At 72.5% G+C, this 24,688-nt stretch carries 17 protein-coding genes and 4 pseudogenes; 14 read left to right on the plus strand and 7 right to left on the minus strand.

All coding sequences use genetic code 11. The annotated features are described in order from the left end of the window. Positions 1 to 439: 439 nt before the first annotated feature. Together ABTX62_RS30355 and ABTX62_RS30360 are read right to left on the minus strand one after the other, a co-directional pair. Entirely contained in the window at positions 440 to 1,477 is a 1,038-nt protein-coding gene (locus tag ABTX62_RS30355) for a LacI family DNA-binding transcriptional regulator (RefSeq protein WP_352119178.1), read from the minus strand. Positions 1,478 to 1,571: 94 nt separating this feature from the next. Further along, a complete protein-coding gene (locus ABTX62_RS30360; RefSeq protein ID WP_352119179.1) occupies positions 1,572 to 2,549 on the minus strand; it encodes a multicopper oxidase domain-containing protein in 978 nt (325 codons plus the stop codon). Positions 2,550 to 2,738: 189 nt separating this feature from the next. Here ABTX62_RS30360 and ABTX62_RS30365 point away from each other — a divergent pair, with 189 nt between their 5' ends. Both ABTX62_RS30365 and ABTX62_RS30370 read left to right on the plus strand, forming a co-directional pair. Continuing rightward, positions 2,739 to 5,219, plus strand: a complete 2,481-nt coding sequence (locus ABTX62_RS30365; RefSeq protein WP_352119180.1) for a ThuA domain-containing protein — start codon at positions 2,739 to 2,741, stop codon at positions 5,217 to 5,219. A 44-nt stretch (positions 5,220 to 5,263) separates the two neighbouring features. Beyond that, entirely contained in the window at positions 5,264 to 7,408 is a 2,145-nt protein-coding gene (locus tag ABTX62_RS30370; RefSeq protein WP_352119221.1) for an OmpL47-type beta-barrel domain-containing protein, read from the plus strand. Here the strand turns inward: ABTX62_RS30370 and ligD are convergent. After that, positions 7,395 to 8,426, minus strand: coding sequence for a non-homologous end-joining DNA ligase (gene ligD, locus ABTX62_RS30375; protein WP_352119181.1), 1,032 nt, complete (start codon positions 8,424 to 8,426; stop codon positions 7,395 to 7,397). The genes ABTX62_RS30370 and ligD overlap by 14 nt on opposite strands. Before the next feature lie 74 nt (positions 8,427 to 8,500). Here ligD and ABTX62_RS30380 point away from each other — a divergent pair, with 74 nt between their 5' ends. After that, positions 8,501 to 9,565 carry an ATP-dependent DNA ligase gene (locus ABTX62_RS30380; RefSeq protein WP_352119182.1) on the plus strand — a complete coding sequence of 355 codons (1,065 nt, stop codon included), beginning with the start codon at positions 8,501 to 8,503 and terminating at the stop codon, positions 9,563 to 9,565. A gap of 214 nt (positions 9,566 to 9,779) precedes the next feature. Here ABTX62_RS30380 and ABTX62_RS30385 read toward each other — a convergent pair whose 3' ends face one another. Further along, positions 9,780 to 10,970 carry a zinc-dependent alcohol dehydrogenase gene (locus ABTX62_RS30385; protein WP_352119183.1) on the minus strand — a complete coding sequence of 397 codons (1,191 nt, stop codon included), beginning with the start codon at positions 10,968 to 10,970 and terminating at the stop codon, positions 9,780 to 9,782. A 189-nt stretch (positions 10,971 to 11,159) separates the two neighbouring features. Here ABTX62_RS30385 and ABTX62_RS30390 point away from each other — a divergent pair, with 189 nt between their 5' ends. Further along, positions 11,160 to 12,155 (plus strand): DUF3048 domain-containing protein, encoded by a 996-nt coding sequence (locus ABTX62_RS30390; RefSeq protein ID WP_352119184.1) that lies wholly within the window; start codon positions 11,160 to 11,162, stop codon positions 12,153 to 12,155. Between the two features lie 24 nt (positions 12,156 to 12,179). Here ABTX62_RS30390 and ABTX62_RS30395 read toward each other — a convergent pair whose 3' ends face one another. Then, positions 12,180 to 12,644, minus strand: coding sequence for a MarR family winged helix-turn-helix transcriptional regulator (locus tag ABTX62_RS30395; protein ID WP_352119222.1), 465 nt, complete (start codon positions 12,642 to 12,644; stop codon positions 12,180 to 12,182). 206 nt (positions 12,645 to 12,850) lie between these two features. On the opposite strand from ABTX62_RS30395, the gene ABTX62_RS30400 reads away from it, so the two are divergent. The 7 genes from ABTX62_RS30400 to pcaDC all read left to right on the plus strand — a co-directional run bounded on the left by ABTX62_RS30400 (position 12,851) and on the right by pcaDC (position 19,360). Further along, the gene (locus ABTX62_RS30400) at positions 12,851 to 13,606 is read left to right on the plus strand and encodes a CoA transferase subunit A (protein ID WP_283974391.1); all 756 of its coding nucleotides are present in this window, start codon (positions 12,851 to 12,853) and stop codon (positions 13,604 to 13,606) included. Beyond that, positions 13,606 to 14,250 (plus strand): CoA transferase subunit B, encoded by a 645-nt coding sequence (locus tag ABTX62_RS30405; protein WP_352119185.1) that lies wholly within the window; start codon positions 13,606 to 13,608, stop codon positions 14,248 to 14,250. The genes ABTX62_RS30400 and ABTX62_RS30405 overlap by 1 nt, the downstream gene beginning before the upstream one ends. After that, positions 14,247 to 15,449, plus strand: a complete 1,203-nt coding sequence (locus tag ABTX62_RS30410) for a thiolase family protein (RefSeq protein WP_352119186.1) — start codon at positions 14,247 to 14,249, stop codon at positions 15,447 to 15,449. The genes ABTX62_RS30405 and ABTX62_RS30410 overlap by 4 nt, the downstream gene beginning before the upstream one ends. 112 nt (positions 15,450 to 15,561) lie before the next feature. Beyond that, positions 15,562 to 16,335, plus strand: coding sequence for a protocatechuate 3,4-dioxygenase subunit beta (pcaH, locus tag ABTX62_RS30415; RefSeq protein WP_352119187.1), 774 nt, complete (start codon positions 15,562 to 15,564; stop codon positions 16,333 to 16,335). Positions 16,336 to 16,341: 6 nt separating this feature from the next. Then, on the plus strand, positions 16,342 to 16,947 hold the full coding sequence (gene pcaG, locus ABTX62_RS30420; protein ID WP_352119188.1) for a protocatechuate 3,4-dioxygenase subunit alpha: 606 nt from the start codon (positions 16,342 to 16,344) through the stop codon (positions 16,945 to 16,947). Then, positions 16,944 to 18,236 (plus strand): 3-carboxy-cis,cis-muconate cycloisomerase, encoded by a 1,293-nt coding sequence (gene pcaB / locus ABTX62_RS30425; protein ID WP_352119189.1) that lies wholly within the window; start codon positions 16,944 to 16,946, stop codon positions 18,234 to 18,236. Before pcaG ends, pcaB begins: the two co-directional genes overlap by 4 nt. Continuing rightward, the gene (pcaDC, locus tag ABTX62_RS30430) at positions 18,233 to 19,360 is read left to right on the plus strand and encodes a bifunctional 3-oxoadipate enol-lactonase/4-carboxymuconolactone decarboxylase PcaDC (RefSeq protein ID WP_352119190.1); all 1,128 of its coding nucleotides are present in this window, start codon (positions 18,233 to 18,235) and stop codon (positions 19,358 to 19,360) included. Before pcaB ends, pcaDC begins: the two co-directional genes overlap by 4 nt. A gap of 163 nt (positions 19,361 to 19,523) precedes the next feature. Here the strand turns inward: pcaDC and ABTX62_RS30435 are convergent, their stop codons facing one another. Further along, entirely contained in the window at positions 19,524 to 22,208 is a 2,685-nt protein-coding gene (locus tag ABTX62_RS30435) for an ATP-binding protein (RefSeq protein WP_352119191.1), read from the minus strand. 181 nt (positions 22,209 to 22,389) lie between these two features. On the opposite strand from ABTX62_RS30435, the pseudogene ABTX62_RS30440 reads away from it, so the two are divergent. The 3 pseudogenes from ABTX62_RS30440 to ABTX62_RS30450 form a co-directional block, all read left to right on the plus strand. Next, positions 22,390 to 22,691, plus strand: a pseudogene (locus tag ABTX62_RS30440) (MFS transporter); the annotation flags it as partial. A 235-nt stretch (positions 22,692 to 22,926) separates the two neighbouring features. After that, positions 22,927 to 23,007, plus strand: a pseudogene (locus ABTX62_RS30445) (DUF2510 domain-containing protein); the annotation flags it as partial. Between the two features lie 405 nt (positions 23,008 to 23,412). Further along, a pseudogene (locus ABTX62_RS30450) lies at positions 23,413 to 24,336 on the plus strand (hypothetical protein); the annotation flags it as partial. 156 nt (positions 24,337 to 24,492) lie between these two features. Here the strand turns inward: ABTX62_RS30450 and ABTX62_RS30455 are convergent. Beyond that, positions 24,493 to 24,684 (minus strand): annotated as a pseudogene (locus ABTX62_RS30455) (TetR/AcrR family transcriptional regulator C-terminal ligand-binding domain-containing protein); the annotation flags it as partial. Positions 24,685 to 24,688: the final 4 nt, after the last annotated feature.

Raw genomic sequence — 24,688 nt, forward strand, 5'->3', positions numbered from 1 at the left:
GAGCTGCAGACACTCCTCGCCCTCTGGACCGGCGTCTGCCCCACCTGCCACCACGACATACCCACACCGATACGAACCTGACCAAGCACTACTAGGCACCGCCGACCTGACGGCGCCGCCGCCTGCTACGGAGGGCTGTTCGACCGGCGGTTCCGGCCGGGCGGCCCGGACGTCGGCGGGTACGGCCTCTTCCCGCTGGGCGGCAGGACGGCCGCCGGGGGCGGGCAGACCACACCGGAGCAGGGCCCGCCGTCCTGGACGGTGTACTTCCAGGTGCCGGACGCGGACGCCACGGCCCTGGCGGCCCAGCGGGCACGGGGCTCGGTGGCGGTGCGGCCGATGGACGTGCGGGACCCGCTTCGCGGTGATCCGCAGCGTGCCCCGTCAGGACTGAGGCGGCCCGGGGCGGATCGCGGGAACGGCGGGCAGCGACCGGCCCCTACGCGGACCGGCGCCGTACCAGTGTGGTCGGCAGCACCACGCTCGACGGTGCCGCCCCGACGCCGTCCTTCGGGGCGTCCCGGTCGAGGCCGCGCAGCAGCAGGCGGGCCATCAGGCGGCCCATCTCCTCAATGTCCTGACGGACCGTGGTCAGCGGCGGGTCGGTCTGTTCGGCCACGGGCCGCATGTCGTCGAAGCCGATCACGGCGACGTCGTCGGGGACCCGGCGGCCGGACTCACGCAGGACGCGCAGGGCCCCGGAGGCCATGAGGTCGTTGGCGGCGAACACCCCGTCGACGTCCGGGCAGCGCTCCAGGAGCTCGCGCATCGCCCGCTCACCTCCGGCGGGCGTGAAGTCGGCCTCGGCGATCAGCCGCGGGTCGGCGTCCACCATGACGTCCCGGTAGCCGTCGAGGCGGTCCGCGGCCGAGGTCTGATCGAGTGCGCCGGTGAGGTGCGCGATCCGGGTGCGGCCGAGGCCGGCCAGGTGGCGGACGGCGTCGCGGGCGCCGCCGCGGTTGTCGCTGTCGACGTAGACCACGTCCCGACGGTCGCCGCTCCAGCCGGGCCGGCCGCCGAAGACGGTGGGGACGCCGGCCCGCTGGATCAGCTCCGGCAGCGGGTCGTCGAGGTGCAGGGAGAAGACGAGGGCCCCGTCGACATGCCCGCCGGCGAGGTACCGGCCGACCCGGGCGTGGTCGTCCCGGCCCTCGGTCAGCAGCAGCACGAGCTGGTTGTCGTGGGCGGTGAGCTCCTTGCTGATGCCGCGCAGCTGGAGCGCGAAGAACGGGTCGGCGAACACCCGGGTCTCCGGTTCGGCGACGACCACCGCGACCGCGTCGTGCCGCCGGGTCACCAGCGAGCGGGCGGCCTGGTTGGGCACGTACCCGAGCTCGTCCACGGCCTTGCGGACCCGCTCCGCGAGGATGTCGCGCACTCCGTCGCCGCCGTTGACCACGCGGGACACGGTGGCCCGCGAGACACCCGCCCGGGCGGCCACGGCCTCCAGGGTGGGACGCGGCGCTGTGTCGGTCACTTCGGGGCTCCTCACCTGCGGCTGCGGATCAGGATAGCCCCGGGGACGCAGCGTGGTGAGAGCGCTCTCGCACAGCGCGGGCGGCAACGGCCCCTCAGTGCTCGTGCCCGCCTCCCGGTGGCTGCTGCCCGTGCTCGTGCGGCTCGTACCCCGGAATCGTCCCGTCCGGCTTCTTCACCAGGAACAGCCCCACCATCCCCATGTCGGAGTGGCTCTGGACGTGGCAGTGGTACATCCAGGCGCCCGCGCCGACGCCCTCCCCCGCGATCACCTGGAAGCCGAAGGAGTCGGCGGGCCCCGTGATCTTGTTGTCGATGACCTGGCTGGGATCCTCGGGGCCGGTCAGCATGCCGGTGCGGTTGTCCGCCCAGCGATGACCGTGCAGGTGGAACGTGTGGTAGAACTCGCCGTGCGTGATCACGACGAACTCGACGCGATCGCCCACCGTGGCCTCGAAGTCCGGCCCGGAGTGCGGCGGCTTGTTGTTGATGCGCATGTCGTTGAAGACGACCGTGTGCGTCCGGTCCGGCAGGACGTCGCCCTTGCGGCGGACGACGACCGGGCCGAACAGACCCTTCTGCAGCCCCTGCGTTCCGTGTTCCGTGCCGACGACGTGGTCGTGGTAATGCCAGTAGCCCGCGCTGCCCGAGCGCCACGTGCCGTCCTTGCGGCGGCCGGGGGCGTGGGTGCGCCAGGTGTAGGTGCGGGTTCCTCCCGGCTCCACATGACTGCGGTTCAGTTTCGTGCCGTCGCTGGTGATCTCGTAGTCCAGGCCGTGGACGTGCAGACTCACGTCCACGTCCATGGTGTTCTCGAACTCGACGTGCAGCGTGTCGCCCTCGTTGAGTTCGATCAGCGGCCCCGGGATGCTCGCCTTGCCCTTCTCCAGCCCGTAGCCCATCTGGCCGTCGGGCAGTTTCTCGGCGTACAGCTTGATGCGTTTCACCTCGCCCCCGGCGGGCGCCGTCTTGGCCGGTCCGGCGGCGCTCACTGCCTCCGGCGCCACGGACAACGATGTCGCGACGGCCGCGCCGCCCAGCAGGACCCGCCGGTTGAAGCTGCGTCTGTCCATGCGGAACTCCCCACCCCGGTAAGGCTTTTACGGAGGCGTATCTGTGATGAACCGGTGCGACGGTACCGGCCGTGCTCCCGTTTATCCACACTCAAGACAAAGTTGGCGCCGTCCCGGTCATAGGTATTGGCGAGGCACGTAAAGGGGTTTAGCTTCCTTGACGGTGTCGCCGTGACCGAGGAGGTGCCCATGCACTTACGAGGGTTGAGCAGATCAAGACGCGTCTGGGCGGCGTCCGTCGCCGCGGGGGTCGTGACCGCCGGGCTGCTGTCCGGCCCGGCCGCGAGTGCGCGTCCCTATCCCGAACCCCCGCTGACAACGATGTCGATCAAGTCGCCGCCCGGTGGCGCGGACGTACGGGTGCTGATCTTCCACGGCTCGGCGGCGGCCGGGGAGGAGTCGCCGGTCGTGAACGCCGGGATCGAGGCCGTCGAGGACATCGGCCGAACGGGTCCGGAGAACCGCCGCTTCAAGGTCCAGGCCACCGCCGACGCCTCGGTGTTCACCGACGGGACACGACTCGGCCGCTTCAACGCGATCGTGTTCCTGACCGGTGGGGGCGATGTCCTCGGCGCGGAGCAGGAGGCGGGCCTGGAGGCCTATATGGAGGCCGGCGGCGGGTTCGTCGGCATCCATGACGCGGCGCGCGCGGAGCCGTACTCGGACTGGTTCACCGGGTTGGTGGGTGCCCGTCCGGCCGCCTCCGGCCCGACGGCCGTCCAGCGCGCCACGGTGGAGGTCGGAGACCGCGGCCACCCCGCCACCAAGGACCTGCCGGTGCAGTGGAAACGCCCGGACCGTTGGCTCAACTGGGTGAAGAACCCGTCGGGCGAGGTGCACACGGTCGCCCGGGTCCGCGAGTCGACGTACCAGCCGGGCACGGGCTCCAACGGCTGGGACCACCCGGTCAGCTGGTGCCGTGACTACGACGGCGGCCGGTCCTTCTACACCGGGATGGGCGGGACGGTGTCGTCGTACGACGAGACCGACTTCCGCGCCCACCTGCGGGGCGCGCTGATGTGGACGACCCGGCTGGAGCAGGCCGACTGCAAGGCGACCATCAACGCCAACTACGCGGCGGAGCGGCTGACCAAGCCCAACCAGCCCGGGCAGAACGACCAGATCGGCGAGCCGCACGGGATGGTCACCGCACCCGACGGCCGGGTGTTCTACATCGGCCGGGGCGGCGCCGACTCCTCACAGCCCGTGATCACGGACTGGAACAATCCCGACATCGGCAAGGGCAAGGGCGAGATCCACGTCTACGACCCGAAGACCAAGCAGGTCAGCCTCGCCGGTGCGCTCACCGTCTTCGGCAACAAGGGCGGCGGGGACGAACTGGTCAAGGTCGAGGAGGGCCTGCTCGGCATAGAGCTGGATCCCGGGTTCGCGCAGAACGGCTGGGTGTACCTGCACTACACGCCGCACGAGCGGATCAACCGCGAGACGCGGATGGCGGAGCGGCGGGTCTCCCGGTTCACGCTCGACCGGGCCACGAACAAGCTGGACCTGTCCAGCGAGAAGGTGCTGCTGAAGTGGCCGGTGCAGATCCACAGTTGCTGCCACGCGGGCGGCGGGATGGCCTGGGACTCCAAGGGAAACCTGTACATCGCCACGGGTGACAACAACTCCAGCGGCTTCAGCGCCGGTTATTCGGGCAACAACCCGGAGCCGAACTACAAGGGCGTCTCCTTCGCGGACGCACGCCGCACCGCGGGCAACACCAACAACCTCAACGGCAAGATTCTGCGCATCCACCCGGAGCCGGACGGGACGTACACGCTCCCCGAGGGCAACCTCTTCACCGGGAAGGAGACCGACGAGGGCGGCGGCAAGACCCGCGGCGAGATCTACGTGATGGGCGTACGGAACCCGGCGCGCATCTCCGTCGACACCTCGACCGATGTGCTCTACGCGGGCTGGGTCGGCCCGGACGCGAGCGCGCCCTCGACGACCTGGGGCCCTGCCAAGTACGACACGTTCGCCGCCATCACCGAGGCGGGCAACCGCGGCTGGCCGTACTGCATGGGCAACAAGCAGCCCTACCGGGACCGCAATCTGCCCGACCCGTCCAAGCCGCTGGGCTGGTACGACTGCGACCACCCGAAGAACGAGTCGCCGAACAACGACGGCCTGGTCAACCTGCCGCCGGTGACCGGCAACAGCATCTGGTACTCGCCCTCGGGCGGCGCGCCGGACTACCCGCGGGACGCGAACGGTGTCCCGTCGTACCGGCCGTCGGAGGCCACGTACCGGCTGCCCTGGCTGAAGGGCGGCGGGCAGGCCGCGATGAACGGTCCGGTCTACCGGTACGGCACGGCCGCGGCCGACAGCACCGTCAAGTGGCCTGCCTACTGGGACGGCAAGTGGTTCGTCGGTGACTTCTACGACGCCGACCAGCCGCGCAACGCGGTGCTCATGGACCCGAAGACCCAGGGCGACGGCGGTCTGCCGGTGCACGCGGAGTCGCTGAAGAAGATCGTGCCGATCGGCAACGACGGCATCAAGAACCTCATGGACTGGAAGTTCGGTCCGGACGGGGCGCTGTACGTCCTCGACTACGGGCGCGGCTTCTTCACCTCGGACTCCAAGTCGGCCCTGTGGCGGGTCACCTACAAGGGCGGCGGGCCCACCCCGGCCGCCGGTCGGCTGGCGAGGGGGAGCGAGTGATCCGGCGCGGAAGAGTCTGGGCCGCCCTGCTGGCCGCCCTGCTGATGCTGCTCGGCGTGCAGGCGCTGCCCGCCGCCGGGCAGCCCGAGAAGGAAGCCGCCGACCAGGTGCTCACCTGGACGGCCGACAACGACATCGACAAGTACCTCTCCGCACCGAAGACCGCGGTCGCCGGGACGGCCACGATCGTGTTCGAGAACAGCACGGCCACCGGGAACACCACGGGCATGCCGCACACGCTGACGTTCGTGACCAGCGATCCCGAGTTCAACGGCGATGTGCAGCTCAACGTCCTGGCCAACCCGAACGACGCCCAGGGCGGCAAGCACACCGCCCAGGTCACGCTCACGCCCGGCCGGTACTTCTACCACTGCACGATCCCCGGCCACGGCCAGATGCAGGGCATCCTGACGGTGACCGAGGGCACCGGCGAGGACACCACGGCGCCCGAGGTGTCGGCGCACGTCAGCGGCACGCAGAACACGCAGGGCGCGTACGTCGGTTCGGCGAGCGTGGCGCTGCACGCCGCCGACGAGGGCGGCTCCGGCGTCGAGCGGATCGAGTACGCGATCGGCGACGAGGGCGCCTGGCAGCCGTACACCACGCCGGTCGTCGTCGACCAGGTCGGCGGTCACAAGGTCCGCTACCGGGCGTTCGACAAGGCGGGGAACGTCTCCGCCGAGAAGAGCGCCGAGTTCACGGTCGTGGCGCCGCAGTCGGACGACACCACCGCGCCGGAGACCTCGGCGACGGTGAGCGGTGAGCGCGACGCCGACGGGGCGTACATCGACATGGCGACGGTCACGGTCTCGGCCTCCGACACGGGTTCCGGGGTCAACACCATCGAGTACGCGGTCGGTTCGGGGGCCTGGCAGCCGTACACCGCACCCGTGATGGTGCACCAGGTGGGCGAGCACACCGTCCGCTACCGCGCCACCGACAAGGCGGGCAACGTGGCGGCGGAGAAGAGCGTGCGGTTCACCGTGGCCGCCGCGCCGCCGCAGGACACCACCCCTCCGGTGACGGGGGTGACAGTGGAGGGCACGAAGAACTCCGCCGGGGCGTACGTCAACAGCGCCCGGGTGACCGTCTCGGCGACCGACGCGCACGGCTCGGGCGTCGAGAGGATCGAGTACTCGCTGGACGGCGGGCCCTACCTCGCCTACTCGGCGCCGTTGGTGGTCGACCGGGCGGGTGCGCACACCGTGGCGTACCGGGCGACGGACAAGGCCGGCAACACGGCGGCGGCCCGCACGGTGACCTTCACGGTCGTCTCCGGGCAGGTTCCGGCGCCGGACTGCCCCGAGTACGACGAGCGGTCGACGGTGATCGTCGGCACGGTCGACTCCGGCGTGCGCAACCGCGTCACCGACAACCGGTGCCGGATCGGCGAGCTGATCGAGGACGAGAAGGAGTGGACGTCCCAGGCGCTGTTCCTCAAGCACGTGACCGCGGTCCTGGACGCGCTGCTGGAGGAAGGGGTCATCGACCAGCGGGAGTCCAAGGCGATCCGGAAGGCCGCCCGGCAATCCGGCATCGGCACACCGGGGCGGACCGAGGGGTACCGCGCGCTCTTCGACGGGACCGCGGAGTCCCTCGCCAAGTGGCAGCACGTGGGCGGCGGTTCGTTCGGACTGAACCCGGACGGGACGATCACCTCCGGCACCACGACGCCCGGGCTGGGCATGCTGTGGTTCCCCCAGCGCAAGTACGGCGACTTCTCGCTGAAGCTCCAGTGGCGGGACGGCGCCCCGGGCACCGGCAACGCCAACTCCGGTGTGTTCGTGCGCTTCCCGTGGGTCCACGGCCACCCGGAGGAGTCCCGCCCGGAGTGGGTCGCCATCAAGTACGGGCACGAGGTGCAGGTGCTCGACCGGCCCGACGGCGACCTGTACAAGACGGGCTCCCTCTACGGCTTCGACCGCGTGGGCCTGGCCGGGGCGGGCGTGACGCAGAAGGGCACCTGGAACGACTACGAGATCCGCGTGGAGGGCCAGCACTACTCGGTGTTCCGCAACGGTGTGCTGATCAACGAGTTCGACAACACCGGCGGTCAGGAGTTCAGCCCACCGCGCTCGGACGACCCGGGCACGGACGGGCGGCGCTTCGCCTCCGGCTACATCGGGCTGCAGGTGCACGGCACGACGGATGTGGTCTCGTTCCGGGACATCCGGATCAAGGACCTGTAGGAGGCTGCTTCTCCTTGCGGGCCCTGCTCGGCTGTACCCGTCTGGGCTCCCCCGGCATCTTCGGATACTCGGGCGGGTACGGCAGGTCGCCGAGACCGTGGTCGTGTTCGTCCCGGCGGGCGAGGTCGAGCAGGGCTTCCAGGGAGTAGCGGCGGTCGTCCATGTCCGCGTGCACGTCGCCGAGTTCGGTGAAGCGCGCGGGCATGGTCGCGAGGTCGAAGTCCTGGGGGTGGGCGATGCCCACCTCGTCCCAGCGCAGGGGCGCGGAGACGGGGGCGTGCGGGCGGGGGCGTACCGAGTAGGCGGAGGCGATCGTGCGGTCGCGGGCCGTCTGGTTGTAGTCGATGAAGATCCGCTCGCCCCGCTCCTCCTTCCACCACTTGATGGTCACGCGCTCGGGCATCCGCCGTTCCATCTCCCGGCCGACCGCGATGGCGGCGCGGCGGACCTGGGTGAAGGTCCAGCGCGGCTCGATGGGCACGAAGACGTGCAGGCCCCGGCCGCCGGAGGTCTTGGGGAAACCGCGCAGCCCGCCGAACTCGTCCAGGACCGCGCGCAGTTCGTGGGCGGCTCGGGCGGCGTCGTCGTAGTCCGTGCCGGGCTGCGGGTCGAGGTCGATGCGCAGTTCGTCGGGGTGGTCGACGTCGTCGCGGCGTACCGGCCAGGGGTGGAAGGTGAGCGTGCCGAACTGGGCGGCCCACACCACCGCTCCCACCTCGGTCGGGCACATCTCGTCGGCGCTGCGGCCGCTGGGGAAGGTGATGTGTGCGGTCGGGATCCAGTCGGGCATGTTCTTCGGCGCCCGCTTCTGGAAGAAGTTCTCCCCGTTCATGCCCTCGGGGTAGCGCTCCAGGGTGGTCGGCCGGTCGCGCAGGGCGCGCAGGATGCCGGGGCCGACGGCGATGTAGTAGCGGGCGAGGTCCAGCTTGGTGAAGCCACGCTCCGGGAAGAAGATCCTGTCCGGGCTGGACAGCCGTACGGTCCGGCCGCCGACCTCCAGTTCCACCGCGTCACCCATGCGAGCCACGGTAGGCGTACCCCGCATACCTCGCACATCGGGCGCCCGGTGGCATGTCGGCGCAGAATCGACCCATGGATCTGCCGGTGATGCCCCCCGTCCTGCCGATGCTCGCCAAGTCGGTGGCGGCGATTCCCACGGGCATGCAGTACGAGGCGAAGTGGGACGGTTTCCGGGCGATCGTGTTCCGCGACGGTGCCGAGGTCGAGCTGGGCAGCCGCACCGGTAAGCCTCTGACCAGGTACTTTCCCGAGCTGGTGACGGCCGTTCGGGAGCGGTTGCCCGAGCGGTGTGTGGTGGACGGGGAGATCGTGATCGCGCGGGAGGGGCATCTGGACTTCGACGCGCTGACCGAGCGGATCCATCCGGCGGACTCCCGGGTGCGGATGCTGGCCGAGCGGACGCCGGCCTCGCTGGTCGTGTTCGATGTGCTCGCGCTGGGTGACGAGTCGCTGATGGACGTGCCGCTGGCCGAGCGGCGGGACCGGCTGGCCGCGGAGTTGTCCGGGGTGGCGGCGCCGGTGCACCTGGCACCCGCGACCACCGACATCGAGGTGGCGCGGCAGTGGTTCGAGCAGTACGAGGGCGCCGGTCTCGACGGGGTCGTCGCCAAGCCTCTGGCGGTGCGCTACCGGCCGGACGAGCGCGCCATGTTCAAGATCAAGCACGAGCGGACGGCGGACGTCGTGGTCGCCGGGTACCGCCTGCACAAGAGCGGCCCGGTCGTGGGATCGCTACTGCTCGGCCTGTATGACGAGCAAGGCGCACTCCAGCATGTGGGGGTGTCCGCCGCCTTCACGATGAAGCGGCGCGCCGAGCTCGTGGAGGAGCTGGAGCCACTGCGCATGGACGAGGTGTCGGGGCATCCGTGGGCGGCCTGGTCCGAGGAGTCCGCCCATGAGAAGGCCCGGCTGCCGGGGGCGCCGAGCCGCTGGTCGGGCCGCAAGGACCTGTCGTGGGTACCGCTCCGGCCGGACCGCGTGGCCGAGGTGGCGTACGACCACATGGAGAACGGGCAGCGCTTTCGGCACACTGCCCGTTTCCGCCGCTGGCGCCCGGACCGGACCCCCGAGAGCTGCACCTACGCCCAGCTGGAGGAGCCGGTCCGCTACGACCTGGCGGAGATCCTCGGCGGTTAGTGCCGGGGCAGGCGAGGTTTGCCCCTTGAGGAGCGGCGTCCGGTGCGTGCTCTCGGCGGGCCGGCCGGAAGTCCTCGTACCGGACGTACTTGGGCTTTCGGCCGGTGCGGCGGTGGGGGCCCCTCCCGTTCGAGCGAAGCCGAGAACGGGGGAGCGTGCCGGGCGTCCCGACGGGGCCAACCCTTGCCTGCGCGGCACCAGTTGCGTGCGGTGCTCAGGGCTGCATCAGGACCTTGACCGCGCCGTCCTGCTTGCGCTGGAACATCTCGTAGGCGCGCGGGGCCTCCGACAGCGGTACCCGGTGGGTGGCGAAGTCGTCCACGCCGAGGGGGTCCTCGTCGGTCAGGTACGGGATGATCTCGTCGCTCCAGCGGCGGACGTTGGCCTGGCCCATCCGCATCTGGATCTGCTTGTCGAACAGGGTGAGCAGCGGCAGCGGGTCCGCCATGCCGCCGTAGACACCGGACAGCGAGATGGTGCCGCCGCGGCGCACCAGGTCGATGGCGGTGTAGAGCGCGGCGAGACGGTCGATGCTGAAGCGCTCGGCGATCGGGGCGCCCAGTTTGCGGGGCAGGATCGCCGCGGTGTTCTGCACCAGGCGCGCGGCCGCGCTGCCGTGGGCCTCGGTGCCGACGGCGTCGATCACGGCGTCCGGGCCACGGCCGTCGGTCTGGTCGCGGATCGCGGCGACGAGTTCCTTCTCGTCGTCGAAGGACCTGAGGTCGAAGGTCTCCACGCCGCGTTCCTTCGCCCGGCGCAGCCGCTCCGGGACCAGGTCCACGCCGAACACCCGTCCGGCGCCCTGTACCTGGGCGACACGGCAGGCCATGTCACCGATGGGGCCGAGTCCCAGCACGGCGACGCTGCCGCCCTGCGGGACGCCGGCGTAGGCGACCGCCTGCCAGGCGGTGGGCAGGACGTCGGAGAGGTAGACGAAACGGTCGTCGGGCGGTCCCTGGGGAACCTTGATCGGGCCGAACTGGGCCTGCGGGACGCGCAGGTACTCGGCCTGGGCTCCCGGCACCGAGCCGTACAGGCGGGTGTAGCCGAACAGCGCGGCGCCCATGCCCTCGCCCTGCACCTGGGTGGTCTCGCACTGCGTGGGCAGGCCGGTGAGGCACATCCAGCAGTTGCCGCAGGCGATCTGGAAGGGCACCACGACCCGGTCCCCCACCTGGAGGTCCGGGACGCCCGCGCCGACCTCCTCGACGATGCCCATGGGCTCGTGGCCGAGGATGTCACCCGGGGTCATGAACGGCGTGAGCACTTCGTACAGGTGCAGGTCGGACCCGCACAGCCCGGTGGAGGTGATGCGGATGACCGCGTCCGTCGGCTCCTGGATCGCCGGATCGGGCACGTTCTCCACCCGCACGTCCCGCTTGCCCTGCCAGGTCACTGCCCTCATCGCCTCGCGCTCCCTCCGTCAGCGTGCGCGCCGGTCGTACGGCGTGGCCCGAGTACCCGGCCGCCCCGCGCTGAACCTTGCGCCGATCGACGGACGCGACGGAGACACCGCTCCGCTCGTAACGGTCGACTATGGCCACCGATGTTCATATAAGCGCACAATTTAGACACGTCGATGACATGAGGCGCGATGGCGACGGTGGGCATGGGACGAGGGGCGCGCGGACGGCGTGCCACGACGACGGCGGCGCTGCTGGCCGCCACGGTGACGGCCGCCCTGGCGGTGGGCTGCACGAGCGGGGTCGGACCGGGCGACGACGGACGCGGATCACCGAAGGAGTCACGGCAGCAGTCCTCCCCCTCGCAGGCGGGCCCCTCGGCCATCGCCGTCAAGATCGACAACGCCGCTCGGGCGCGCCCGCACACCGGTGTCGACGCCGCGGACGTGGTCTACACCGAGCAGGTCGAGGGCGGGCTGAGCCGGCTGATGGCCGTGTACGCGACGCGGCTGCCGGAGACCGTCGGGCCGGTACGCAGCGCACGTGAGTCGGACCTCGAGCTGCTCCGCCAGTTCGGCCGGCCCACGCTCGCCTTCTCCGGGGCGCAGAAGAAGCTCCTGCCGCTGATCGACGAGGCACCGCTGCGGGCGCAGACCCCGGGCAACGCCGCCGACGCCTACTTCCGCGATTCCGGCAGACCCGCCCCGCACAACCTCTACCTGCGGCCCGAGCGGATCGTGCCCGAGGCCCCCGGAAAGGCGGCCCTGACCACCGGCTTCCGCTACGGCTCGGCACCCGCGGGCGGCACCGCGACGGACTCCCGGACGGTGCGCTACCCGGCGGCCCGTTTCACCTTCACCTGGTCGGACTCCCGCGACCGCTGGCTGGTCGGCATGGACGGCGCGCCCGCGACGACGGCCGACGGGGAGCGGATGACGGCCACGACGGTCGTGGTGCAGTACGTGAAGGTGCGCGAGTCCGCCTTCCGAGACTTCCTCGGCAACAACACGCCGTACACGCAGACGGTCGGCTCGGGGAGGGCGGAGGTGCTGCGCGACGGGCGGACCTGGGACGTGCACTGGAAGCGGGAGAAGGCCGCGGACGGCACCTCGTTCACCACCGGTGACGGCGCGCCGGTGAACTTCGCGAAGGGCCAGGTGTGGGTGGTGTTCGCCGAGGCGTCCTGACCGGCCCCGTCCGGGCCGCGGCCCTCAGCGGGGCGCCGCCAGCGGCTCCTCGGGATTGCGGAGACCCTCGGCCGCGTCCGCGACCCGGCGGATGAGGTCGAAGAACACCGTCCGCTCGTCGGCGGTCAGCGGGGCGAGGAACACCTGGTTCATCCGGGCGGTGCGCACGGTCAGCCTGCGATGCGTGCGCGCCCCCTCGTCCGTGAGGTGCAACAGGGAGCGGCGGCCGTCCTGGGGGTCGCGGACCTTGTCGAGCAGTCCGCGCCGGCTGAGCCGGCTGATCACCTCGGCGATGGTGGAGCGGTCGAGCCCCACCCGCTCCCCCACCGTGCGCTGGTCCAGGCCCGGTTCGGCGACGAGGGTGTTGAGGACCGCGAACTGGGGCGAGGTGATCTCCTCGGAGACCATCGCGTTCCACAGCAGGTAGTGCGCCTGCTGGAGGCGCCGGGCCAGATGCCCGGGGTGGGTGGTGAGGTCCGCGGCCGCCATGTGCACCCCTCGGTCGTTTTTCATCGGTGCACTGAACAATACGCAAAGGGTCGGGCGCTGTCTGCCGTCCATGCGCGGACTCACGAGCGCATACACAGAGGTCTTGACGCCCCGGTGTGCCGATGGCAGCGTGAGGGCAGCTCGCAGAAATACTCAGTGCCCTGATTAATCTGATCGGGTCGCTCGGAAGAGATGGGGCCTCTCGGATGGACAAGGTGGTCGCCACAGCCCTGGAGGCGGTGGCCGACGTGCCGGACGGCGCGTCGCTCGCGGTGGGCGGTTTCGGGCTGAGCGGGGTGCCGGACACGCTGATCCGGGCGCTGCACGAGCGCGGCGTGACCGGGCTGTCGGTGGTCTCCAACAACTGCGGGGCGATGGAGTCGGGCCTGGCGGTGCTGCTGGCCGCCGGCCGGATCGCCCGGGTCACGGGCTCCTACATCGGCGCCAACAAGGAGTTCGCCCGGCAGTACCTGGCCGGGGAGCTGGAGGTCGAGCTGATCCCCCAGGGCACGCTGGCCGAGCGGCTGCGGGCCGGTGGCGCCGGGATCCCCGCCTTCTACACCCCGGCCGGCGTCGGCACCCAGGTCGCCGACGGCGGACTGCCCTGGCGCTACGACGGTGCGGGCGGGGTCGCGCTGGCCTCGCCGCCGAAGGAGGTCCGGGAGTTCGACGGCACCGAGTACGTGCTGGAGCGGGGCATCCGCACCGACTTCGCCCTGGTGCGGGCCTGGAAGGGCGACCGGCACGGCAACCTGGTCTTCAACAAGTCCTCCCGCAACTTCAACCCGCTGGCCGCGATGGCCGGGCGGGTCACGATCGCCGAGGTGGAGGAGCTGGTGGAGCCCGGCGGGATCGACCCGGACGCGGTGCACCTGCCGGGCATCTTCGTGCAGCGGGTGCTCGCGCTCACCCCGGAGCAGGCGGCGGACAAGAAGATCGAGCAGCGGACGGTGAGGTCCTGATGGCCTGGACACGCCAGGAGATGGCCGCGCGGGCGGCACGGGAGCTGAGGGACGGCCAGTACGTCAATCTCGGCATCGGCCTGCCGACGCTGATCCCGAACTACCTTCCCGAGGGCGTCGAGGTCGTACTGGAGTCGGAGAACGGCATCCTGGGCACCGGCCCCTACCCCGCCGAGGACGCCGTCGACCCCGACCTGATCAACGCCGGCAAGGAGACGGTGACGGTCCTGCCGGGCGCCTCCTTCTTCGACTCGGCGCTGTCGTTCTCGATGATCCGGGGCGGGCACATCGACGTCGCCGTGCTCGGCGCCATGCAGGTGTCCGAACGAGGCGACCTGGCCAACTGGGCCGTGCCCGGCAAACTGGTCACCGGCATCGGCGGGGCGATGGACCTCGTGCACGGCGCCCGCACGGTCGTGGTCGTCATGACGCACACCGCCAAGGACGGCTCGCCCAAGGTCCTCACCGAGTGCGCCCTGCCGCTGACCGGCAAGGGGTGCGTGAACCGGATCATCACCGACCTCGGCGTCCTCGACGTCACCGAGGACGGTCTCGTCCTGGCCGAGAGGGCGCCGGGCGTGACCGCCGACGAGATCATCGCCCGCACCGGCGCCGATCTGACCGTTCCGGAGGGCCTGAAGTGAAGGACGTCTACATCGTCGACGCGGTCCGCACGCCGATCGGCCGCTACAACGGGGGCCTCGCGAGCGTGCGCCCGGACGACCTGGCCGCGCACGCCGTCCGCGAACTCCTCGCCCGCACGCCGGAGCTGGACCCGGCCCGGGTCGAGGACGTGTACTTCGGCAACGCCAACGGGGCCGGCGAGGAGAACCGCAACGTCGGCCGGATGGCCGCGCTGCTCGCCGGTCTGCCCACGTCCGTCCCCGGTGTGACGGTCAACCGGCTGTGCGCGTCCGGTCTGGAGGCGGTGATCCAGGCGGCACGCGCCATCGCGCTCGGCGACGCGTCCGTCGTGCTGGCCGGTGGTGTCGAGTCCATGACCCGGGCACCGTACGTCCTGCCGAAGAGCGACAAGCCCTTCCCGGCCGGGCACGCCGAGCTGTACTCGACGACGCTCGGCTGGCGGATGGTCAACCCGCGTATGGAGCCGCAGTGGACGATCCCGCTGGGCGAGTCGGCCGAACTCATCGCGGACAAGCACAGGATCGGCCGGGAGCGGCAGGACGAGTTCGCCCTGCGCAGCCACGAGAAGGCGGCGCGGGCGCGGGCCGCGGGCCTGTTCGACGGTGAGCTGGCGCCCGTGGCGGTTCCGCGGCGGAAGGGCGAGCCGGTCGTCTTCTCCGCCGACGAATGCGTCCGGCCGGATGCCTCCCTGGCGGCGATGGCCAAGCTGAAACCGTCGTTCCGCACGGAGGGCGGCACGGTGACGGCGGGCAACGCCTCGCCGCTGAACGACGGCGCGGCGGCGCTGCTGCTCGTCGACGAGGAGGGGCTGAGGGTGACGGGCCGCGAGCCGCTGGCCCGCGTCCGCGCCACGGGTGTCTCCGCGACCGACCCGCACTACTTCGGGCTGGCGCCCGTCGAGGCGGTCAACCGGGCGCTGGCCAAGGCGGGCAGGGGGTTCGGCGACCTGTCCGTGCTGGAGCTGAACGAGGCGTTCGCTGCACAGGTGCTGGGATGTGTGGCGGAGTGGCCCGAGTTCGACCCGTCGATTCTCAATCCGCAGGGCGGGGCGATCGCCCTGGGGCATCCGCTGGGGGCGTCCGGGGCCCGGCTCGCCGGGACCGTCGCTCATCAGCTCGCCCGGCGGGGCAGTGGCGTCGGTGTCGCCACGCTGTGCATCGGCGTGGGCCAAGGGCTTGCGCTTGTTCTGGAACGTTAGGCGTTCGACTGCGGACCGTATGTGGCCGGTCGCGCCCGCGCGGCGGAGCCGCATGGAGATCCGGCCCCGCGCCCCTGACGGGGCACGATCCTCAAGAACCTCAGGGACCCCCATGACTCTCACGCAGCACGACATCGACCAGGAGATCGCGGCCAAGCACGCCGCGTACGAGAAGCGGCTCGCCGACGGTGGGCCCGTCGAGCATCAGCCGCGGCGCGACTACGCGCCGTACCGGTCCTCCGTGCTCCGGCACCCCAAGCAACCGCCGGTCACCATCGACGCCGGCAAGGACCCGGAACTGGTGGAACTGTCCTCCCCCGCCTTCGGGGAGCGGGACATCACCGACATCGACAACGACCTCACCCGGCAGCACGCCGGGGAGCCGATCGGCGAGCGCATCACCGTCTCCGGGCGGCTGCTGGACCGCGACGGCCGCCCGGTGCGCGGCCAGCTCGTGGAGGTCTGGCAGGCCAACTCGGCCGGCCGGTACGCGCATCAGCGCGAGCAGCACGACGCCCCGCTGGACCCGAACTTCACCGGCGTGGGCCGCACCCTCACCGACGGCGAGGGCCGCTACCGGTTCACCACCATCCAGCCGGGCCCCTACCCGTGGCGCCAGCACCTCAACGCCTGGCGGCCGGCGCACATCCACTTCTCGCTGTTCGGCACGGCGTTCACCCAGCGGCTCGTGACGCAGATGTACTTCCCGAGCGACCCGCTGTTCCCCCACGACCCGATCATCCAGTCCGTGACCGACGACGCGGCCCGGCAGCGGCTGGTCGCGACGTACGACCACAGCCTGTCGGTGCCGGAGTTCTCGATGGGCTACCACTGGGACATCGTGCTGGACGGCCCGCAGGCCACCTGGATCGAAGAAGGGCGCTGACCAACCATGACGAGGATCGACACCAGCCGGCCGGAGAGCGTGCTGCCCACCCCCTCGCACACCGTCGGCCCGTTCTACGGCCACGCCCTCCCGTTTCGCGGGGGTGAGGACATCGCGCCCCTCGGGCACCCGGACGCCGTCACCGTGCACGGCTACGTCACCGACGGCGAGGGCGACCCGCTGCCGGACGCCCTGATCGAGCTGTGGGGCCCGGACCCCGACGGCAACCTGCCGACGGCCGACGGCTCGATGCGGCGTGACCCGGCCTCGGGCGGCTTCCTCGGGCGCAACCGCGTGGAGTTCACGGGCTGGGGGCGGATCCAGACCGACGCGAACGGCCACTGGTACGCGCGGACGCTGCGGCCCGGCGCCCGCGGGCGGAACGCCCCGTACCTCAGCGTGTGCGTGTTCGCGCGGGGGCTGCTCGTGCACCTGTACACCCGGCTCTACCTGCCCGGCGACGCGGCGGTGCTCGGCGCCGATCCGCTGCTGTCCGGGCTGGAGGACGCCCGCCGCGACACGCTGATCGCCGCGCGGGAGGGGGACGGCACGTACCGTTTCGACATCCGCCTTCAGGGCGAAGGCGAGACGGTCTTCCTGGAGTTCCAGTGACATCTCCCTCTGGCGACACCGGCCTGCTCGCCCCCGGGTGGGCCGGTTCGACGGCCGCGGCGGCCACCGGCGACCAGGCGTATCTGCGGGCGCTGCTGGACGCCGAGGCCGCGCTGACCCGCGCGCAGGCCGCGCTGGGGTTCGCCCCGGCCGAGGCGGCGACGGCGGTGACCGAGGCGGTCGGCGGCGCCTTCGACGCGGTCTCCCTCGCCGGGCGGGCCCGCGCGGGCGGCAACCCCGTCATCCCGCTGGTCGCGGATCTGACGAAGGCCGTGGGCGACACCCACGGCCCCTACGTCCACCGGGGCGCGACCAGCCAGGACATCATGGACACGGCGACGATGCTGGTCGCCGCACGGACCCTCGGCCCGGTCCTCGCCGACCTCGGCCGTACCGAACAGGCCCTCGCCCGACTGGCCGCCGAGCACCGCGACACCGCGATGCCGGGGCGGACCCTCACCCAACACGCCGTACCGACCACGTTCGGGCTGAAGGCGGCCGGGTGGCGGTCGCTGGTGCTCGACGCGCGGGACCGGGTGAAGGCCGTCCGGGAATCGTTGCCCGCCCAACTCGGCGGTGCGGCGGGGACGCTGGCGGCCTTCGGGGCGTACGGCGCGGTCGATCCGGCCGGGTTGCCGGAGGCGTACGCCCGGGAACTCGGACTGCGCGCGCCCGAGCTTCCCTGGCACACCCTGCGAACGCCGATCGGCGATCTCGCCGGATGTCTGGCCTTCGCCGCCGGTGCGCTCGGCAAGGTCGCCGTGGACGTCCTGACCCTGTCGCGCACCGAGATCGCCGAGGTCGCGGAGGGCAGCGGCGGGAGTTCGTCCGCCATGCCGCACAAGTCCAATCCCGTACGGTCCACCCTGATCGCCTCCGCCGCGCGGCGGGCACCGCAGCTCGCGGCCACGCTGTACGGGGCCATGGCCGCCGAGGACGAGCGTCCCGCCGGGGCCTGGCACGCCGAGTGGGAGCCGCTGCGGGACCTCCTGCGGCTGGTGGGCGGGGCCGCCCGGGACGCCGCCGAACTGGCGGAGGGGCTGCGGGTCAGGGCCGAGGCCATGCGCGAACACCTGGACCTCACCCACGGGTTGATCGTCTCCGAGCGGCTGTCCGCCGAACTGGCCCCGGTGCTGGGCCGGGCCCGCGCCAAAGAACTCCTCACGCGGCTGGCCGCGGAGGGTCGCCCGCTCGCCGAGGCCCCGGAACTCGCGGACGTCGACCTCGACCCGACCCACTACACGGGCTCCGCCGGGGCCCTCACCGACCGTGCCCTGGAGCGACGTTGACCCTCTTGAACCACCGGACAGAAGGCCCCTCCTCCGCTCCCCCGCTGCTGCTCGGCCCCTCGCTCGGCACGTCGTACGCCCTGTGGGGCGCGGTGGCGCCCGAGCTGTCGATCAGCCATCGGGTGGTCCGCTGGGACCTGCCGGGGCACGGCGGTTCGGCGCCCGGCCTCATCAAGGCGGGCGCCACGGTCGGCGATCTGGCCGGGCTGGTGCTGGCGCTCGCCGACTCGCTCGGCATCGAGCGGTTCGCCTACGCGGGCGTGTCGCTGGGCGGGGCCGTCGGGCTGCACCTCGCGGTGCACCACCCGCAGCGGCTGTCGTCCCTGGCCGTGGTCTGCTCTTCGGCGCACTTCAACGGATCCAGGCCGTGGGAGGAGCGGGCCACACTGGTGCGGCGGGAGGGGCTGGCCGGGCTGGCGGAGAACGCCGACGCGCGCTGGTTCGCCGGTGACTTCACCGCGCCGCGCCTGGTCCGGGACCACCGGGACGCCGACCCGGAGGCGTACGCCGCCTGCTGTGACGCGCTCGCCGCGTTCGACCTGCGGGACCGGCTCACGGAGATCGCCGTGCCGGCCCTGCTGATCGCCGGCCGCGAGGATCCCGCGACGCCGCCCGCGCATCTGCGGGAGATCGCCGACGCCGTGCCGGGCGCGACGCTCGTGGAACTGCCGGGCGCCTCGCACCTGGCCCCCGCGCAGTGCCCGGAGGCGGTGCTGACCGCCCTGCGCGCCCACTTCGGCCAGGGCGCCCGCCGGGGCACGGCGGTACGGCGCGAGGTGCTCGGTGACGCCCACGTCGACCGGGCGCAGGACCGGCAGACACCGTTCACGGCCCGTTTCCAGGACTTCATCTCGCGCTACGCGTGGGGCGAGATCTGGACCGACCCGACCCTCTCGCGCCGCGAGCGCAGCATGATCACCCTCACCGCCCTGGTCGCGCACGGCCACTACGACGAACTGGCCCTGCACGTCCGCGCGGCCCGCCGCAACGGCCTCACCCCGGAGGAGATCGGCGCGGTGCTGCTCCAGACAGCGGTGTACTGCGGGGTACCGGCGGCGAACTCGGCGTTCGCGACGGCCCAGCGGGTGCTGGCGGAAGAGGAACCCCCTGGCGACACCCCCTAGCGACACCCTCTGGCACCGGCGGGTGACTCCGCCGGTCGCAGGCCCGGCCGGGCCTCGGGCCCGCCCTGCTGAACCCCGTCCCGCACGGGCGGACGAGGCGGCCTACGACCCCGCAGTGCGGGGGGCCTGACGGCGGTGACCGGCCCGTTGCCGCGCGTGGGGGCTACGCCGTGCCAACGCCGCCCCTGAGCGCTGCTCGGGCCCGCTCAGCCAGTCCGTCGGCCCCGCACGAGACCGCCAGGTCCAGGCCGCGGCGCAGGTCGGCCGCCGAGCGGGCCGCGATGCCGTACTCGATGCGTGCCGCCGCGTGCTCGTACTGGCAGGGTGAGGCCTCCAGGTACGTCACGGCCTGGGCGTAGAGCCGGACCGCACGCTGGCCGGTCTCCAGGTCGGCGGCGCAGCGCAGGGCCTCTCCTATGGCCGTGTCGGTGCCGAAGCGCTCGGCCTGGCGGCGGACGTCGACGGCGAGCCGGGCGGCCCGGTCCGGGTCCTCGGTGCTGAGGGCGCGGGCGAGGTCGGTCGCCCAGGGGACGAGCACAGGGTTGTGGTGGCCGCGGGCTGCCGCCGCCTTCTCGGCGGCCTCCAGTTCGTTGATGCCGTCCTTCGTGCGTCCGACGGCCAGCAGCAGCCGGCCGCGCACCGAGCGCGGGTCGGGCAGGACGATGGTGGACGGGTAGGGCGGAGCGAAACCGTGGTGTCCGGCGACGTCCCAGGCCTGCTCGACATGACCGCGGGCCAGCAGGGTGTCGACGAGGCTGCAGGTCGCGGACCAGTACAGGGGCAGGCCGCGGCCGACGCGCTCGGCGAGGCGCAGCGACTCGCGCAGGGACGCCTCCGCCTCCTTCAGCCGGCCCCGCCTGCGATGGCCGATCCCCACATAGGCGTGGGCCAGGGCGAGGTGGCCGCCGCTCCAGCCTGCCGTCTCGTAGGCGCGCAGCGCCTCGTTGTAGAGGGTCTCGGCGCGGTCGAGGCGGTCGGTGAAGCCATACGCGTTGGCCAGCATCAGCAGCAGTTCGATGCCCCACTCGGTGTCGGTCCAGCCGAGTCCGGGGGCCAGTCGGCCGTTCACCAGGGCGCGGTCGCACAGCTCGGCGACCTCCTCGGCGTTCTCGCCGTGCATCAGGGCGTCGAAGCCGCGCAGGATGAGCAGGGCGCGTTCGGAGTTGTCCCGGCCGGTGCAGGTGCTCGCGAGGTCGGCGAGCCGCTGGGAGCGGCCGGGTGAGGTGGCCTCGCCGGCGTGCAGGCCCTCCCACATGAAGTGCGCGGCCTGCAACCGCATCCGGGCCGGACCGGGCTGGAGCCGGGCGGCCTCCGCCTCGACGGTGCGAACGGCCTCCTCCAGCTGGTCGTTGTGGAGCAGCGCCTGGGAGAGCCGGAAGACGGCGTCCACCCGTTGGTCGCCGTCGAGACCCGGCATGGCGAGCGCGGCACGCAGATGGCCGATGGTGCGCGCGGGCGCGGTGAGGAAGGTCGCCCCGGCCAGTTCGTAGAGCACGTGGGGGTGGGACTCGGGCCGGGGCGGCTCCTTCAGGGCCCGTTCGAGGCAGCGGCGGGCGGCGTCGGGGGCGCCGACGGCGAGGTGCTCGCGGGCGGCCTCGCGCAGTTGCCCGACGAGTTCCTCGTCGTCGTCCGGGTGGACTTCGAGGAGGTGGCGGGCGGCGGCCGCGGCGCTGTGCCCCTCGTCGGTGACGATGCGGGCGGCGATGCCGTGCATGGCGGTGCGCAGGGCGGCGGGGATGGAGTTGTAGACGTCGGTGGCGATCAGCGGGTGGACGAACTCCAGGTCTCCGTCGGCACTGCGGCCGGCCGCGGGGTCGGGTGCGGTGAGGATGCGGGCGGCGCGCAGCAGTTCGGCGCAGCGGCGGGCGTCGTCCGGGCGCAGGGTGGCGAGCTTGGCGACCAGGTCGACGGAGATGCCGGTGCCGAGGATGGCGGCGGCCCAGGCGAACCTCGTGGCGTCGATGCCGAGCTCCTCCAGCCGGGCGACGAGGCCGCCGCCGCGGGCCGAGCGGTTCAGTTCACGCAGTTCGCCGGCCCGGGTCTCGATCGGTTCGAGTTCGCTGTCCCGCACCTTGGCGAGGAGTTCGACGGTCTCGAAGGGGTTTCCGGCGGTGACGGCCCAGACCTCGCGGCAGAACGCGGCGTCGGCGTGCTTGCCCAGGGTGGCGCGGGTGAGCCCGGCGGTGGCGTCCGGAGTGAGGGCGCTCAGCGTGCTGTCGGGGCCGTCGGCGGCGGCGGCCACGGTGTCGAGGTGGCGGGCGCTCGCGCCGGAGACGTCCCCGGGGCGGCGGGTGACGACGACCAGGACGGACATCTCGTCGAGGCGTTCGGCGAGCCCCGCGAGCCAGTGCAGGGTCTCCTGGTCGGCCCAGTGGGCGTCGTCGATCAGCAGTACCAGCGGCCAGTCCCGGCGGGCGAGCCGGCGCACGGCCGCGACCAGGCCGTCGCACACGCCCTGCGGGTCGGCCTGCCGGTCCCCGGGGTCCACTATGCCGAGGGCGGGGCCGGCGATGTCGTACCAGTCGCCGAGGTACTCGCGGGCCTCTTCCGGCAGCATCGACACCAGCGCCGGCTGCAGCAACTGCCGTACCACGTTGAAGGGGACCGACCTGAGGGTCTCGCCGCCGCGTGCCGACCAGACCGTGCAGCCGCGCGCCTCGGCGATGCGGCGGGTTTCGGCCAGCAGCGCGGTCTTCCCGAGTCCGGCCTCGCCGCGGAAGACCAGCAGTCCGCCGGAAGAGGAGCGGTCCGCGCACAGGGCGTCGACCGCCCGCGTGACGGCGGCGACCTCCTCGTCGCGCTCCCACAGGGAAGCCGAGGCGGCGGCCGTGGGCCGTACCTCCGTCATCCCGCTACCTCCCCAAGTCGCCCGAACGACGTACAGATGTCGAGCGTAGCCGTCCGATTGCCCGAGTGGAGCGTGGTCGGGGCACCTGTTGCCGTGACGGGTGACACGGGGGTGCGGCAGGGCGACGCACCCGGCCCCGCACCAGCCGCCTTCGGGTCAACGGCGGGCAGGACTAAGGGAGATGACGCTCCCTCAGCGATTACGGGACACACGGCGCGGCAGACGGGCACCGGTCGCGGGGTCGGTGGGCCATCTCATCGAGTGGTACGAGTGCGGCGTCTACGGCTACTTGGCCGACGATCACCGCGGCGCGGTTCTTCACAACTGGAGGGCGGCGGCGAGGCCGAGGCTCTGGTGAAGACGTACGCGTCCTTGGCGCTCGCGTTCTTCCTCCGGCCCGTCGGGGCGGCGCTTTTCGGCCGACAGGGCGTCCGGGTCGGGCGGTGTCCGGTGCCGGCGCTGGTGATCGCAGCGGGCGCCGGTCTCATGTCCCGGCACGTCGTACAACGCGATCGACGCGGCGGCGGCCGAACCGGACCTCGTCGGTGACAGCCTGGTGCTGAAGCCGCTCGGCATGGCGAGCCGGCCGTACGACGGCGCACCGCGCGAGGCCCTGACCGCCGCGCTGCGCGGCTCGACAGCCCACACGGCTGCTCCTGGAACAGCCGGTTCCGACTCCTCTCATGCCTCTTTCACCGACGCCTCATACGGTGGGGGCATGACGCAGGAGACTCCTCCCGGGTGGTACGCCGACCCCGGACAGACAAGTGACGGGCCCGCCACCGAGCGCTGGTGGGACGGCAGGACCTGGACGGACCGCGTCCGCCCGGTACAGCCATCCGCGACCTGGGGTCCCCCGGCCGGGCCGGCGGGCCGTCCGGCCGCTGCCTCCGAGACGCAGGCCGGGGCCGGGACACCGGAGGCCGGGCAGCCGGCCGGAAGCGACGCACCGGGACCCGGGCAGCCGGCCGGAAGCGACAACCCGGGACCCGGGCAGCCGGCCCGGAGCGATGCCCAGGGGGCCGGAAATCCGGCCGGATCAGAGGCGCCGACTGCCGCCGATGCGCCGGCAACCGGGCAGCCGACCGGTACCGCGGGGCCGGACGCCGTCGGGTACCCAGGTTCCGCCGGGCAGTCGGGGAGCGGCGCGTATCCGGGTACTGCCGGGCAACCGGGGAGCGGGACACATCCCTATCCAGGTGCCGCCGGGCAATCGGGAGCCCACGGGCACCCCGGGAGCGGCGCCTATCCCGGGAGCGGCGCCTATCCGGGGGCTGCCGGGTATCCCGCCTACCCCGCCTACCCCGCCGCACCTCCGGGCGGACGCGGGCGGCGGCTGCGGATAGGCGCGGCCGTCGCGGCGGCCGTGGTCGTGCTCACCAGCATCGGTGTGGGCGTGTACGCCCTGACGGACGACGGCGGGGGCGGCTCGCCCACGTCGCAGGGACAGCCCGGCGGTCCCGGCGCGCCCGGGGGCCAGGGCGGGCCGTTCGGTGGACCGGGCGGGTCCGGGGGCTCCGGGGGCGACGGCGGGTCCGGGGGCGACGGCGGGTCCGGCGGGCAGAGCCCGGGGCCCGAGCAGTCCGAGCCGCCGAAGATCAGGAGTGGGTCGGTGACCGACGCGGTGAGCGGGATCAGTCTGCCGATACCGAAGGGCTGGTACGGCCAGCAGGCCCGGGCCGGCGCGCGGGTGACGTCCGACGACTCCTACAAGTGCCCTGGCGACACCTCCTCGACCTGCACCAAGGGCGGCGCCTACTCCGCACCGGCCCTGGCCCTCGGCACCAAGGGCGCCACCGCCGAGGAGATCGCCAAGGCGGACATCGCGAGGAACGCCGAGGAGTCCTACGGCGGCAAGTCCTACGGCGGGATCACCTCGCACGACGTGCTGGAGTCCAAGGCCGTGACGGTGGCCGGGCAGAAGGGCTACCTGGTCCGCTGGAAGGCCGTCACGAGCAAGGGCGCCGACGGCATCGTCGAGTCGCTCGCGTTCCCCGCCCCCGCGAACGCGAAGCAGATGGTCGTCATCCGGTTCGGCATCGACGCGGGAGAGCAGGAGAGCGTGCTCGACGACATCACCCAGGGCATCAAGGCGGCAACGGTCAGCGGCAACGGTCAGGACGTCTGACCGGGAGCGGACACCCGCACACCGGTCGGCCGGGTGGAGCGCCCCTGCCGCTCACAGGGGAACCCCACCCGGCCCGGGGGTGCGCGCCGCCCCCGTCCCCACGGGTCGGCGCGGTCGGGTCACCGTCCGGTCATCCGGCGGACGGCGGCCCGGGTCTCAGGTCAGGCCCAGTGCCGGCAGCACGGCGGCCTCCACGAACCGGACCAGGTAGTCCGGGTCCGCGTACTCGCCCTCCAGGACGGGCCGGATGCGCAGAACACCGAACATCCGCGCCGGGATGTACTCCAGCGCCGGGTGGTCGGCCGGCACTTCTCCCCGCTCGACCCCGCGCCGGATGACCTCCTTCAGCACG

Origin of the sequence: Streptomyces sp. NPDC096046, from assembly GCF_040303285.1 — a bacterium.
Lineage (GTDB): Bacteria > Actinomycetota > Actinomycetes > Streptomycetales > Streptomycetaceae > Streptomyces.

Bases quoted from the DNA above. Each gene is read 5' to 3' on its own strand.
- pcaG (WP_352119188.1), top strand. From the start codon at position 16,342: ATGACGAGGATCGACACCAGCCGGCCGGAGAGCGTGCTGCCCACCCCC.
- pcaH (WP_352119187.1), top strand. From the start codon at position 15,562: ATGACTCTCACGCAGCACGACATCGACCAGGAGATCGCGGCCAAGCAC.
- ABTX62_RS30435 (WP_352119191.1), bottom strand. From the start codon at position 22,208: ATGACGGAGGTACGGCCCACGGCCGCCGCCTCGGCTTCCCTGTGGGAG.
- ABTX62_RS30385 (WP_352119183.1), bottom strand. From the start codon at position 10,970: ATGAGGGCAGTGACCTGGCAGGGCAAGCGGGACGTGCGGGTGGAGAAC.
- ABTX62_RS30365 (WP_352119180.1), top strand. From the start codon at position 2,739: ATGCACTTACGAGGGTTGAGCAGATCAAGACGCGTCTGGGCGGCGTCC.
- ABTX62_RS30360 (WP_352119179.1), bottom strand. From the start codon at position 2,549: ATGGACAGACGCAGCTTCAACCGGCGGGTCCTGCTGGGCGGCGCGGCC.
- ABTX62_RS30370 (WP_352119221.1), top strand. From the start codon at position 5,264: ATGCTGCTCGGCGTGCAGGCGCTGCCCGCCGCCGGGCAGCCCGAGAAG.
- ABTX62_RS30405 (WP_352119185.1), top strand. From the start codon at position 13,606: ATGGCCTGGACACGCCAGGAGATGGCCGCGCGGGCGGCACGGGAGCTG.
- ABTX62_RS30400 (WP_283974391.1), top strand. From the start codon at position 12,851: ATGGACAAGGTGGTCGCCACAGCCCTGGAGGCGGTGGCCGACGTGCCG.
- ABTX62_RS30380 (WP_352119182.1), top strand. From the start codon at position 8,501: ATGGATCTGCCGGTGATGCCCCCCGTCCTGCCGATGCTCGCCAAGTCG.
- ABTX62_RS30390 (WP_352119184.1), top strand. From the start codon at position 11,160: ATGGCGACGGTGGGCATGGGACGAGGGGCGCGCGGACGGCGTGCCACG.
- ligD (WP_352119181.1), bottom strand. From the start codon at position 8,426: ATGGGTGACGCGGTGGAACTGGAGGTCGGCGGCCGGACCGTACGGCTG.
- ABTX62_RS30395 (WP_352119222.1), bottom strand. From the start codon at position 12,644: ATGGCGGCCGCGGACCTCACCACCCACCCCGGGCATCTGGCCCGGCGC.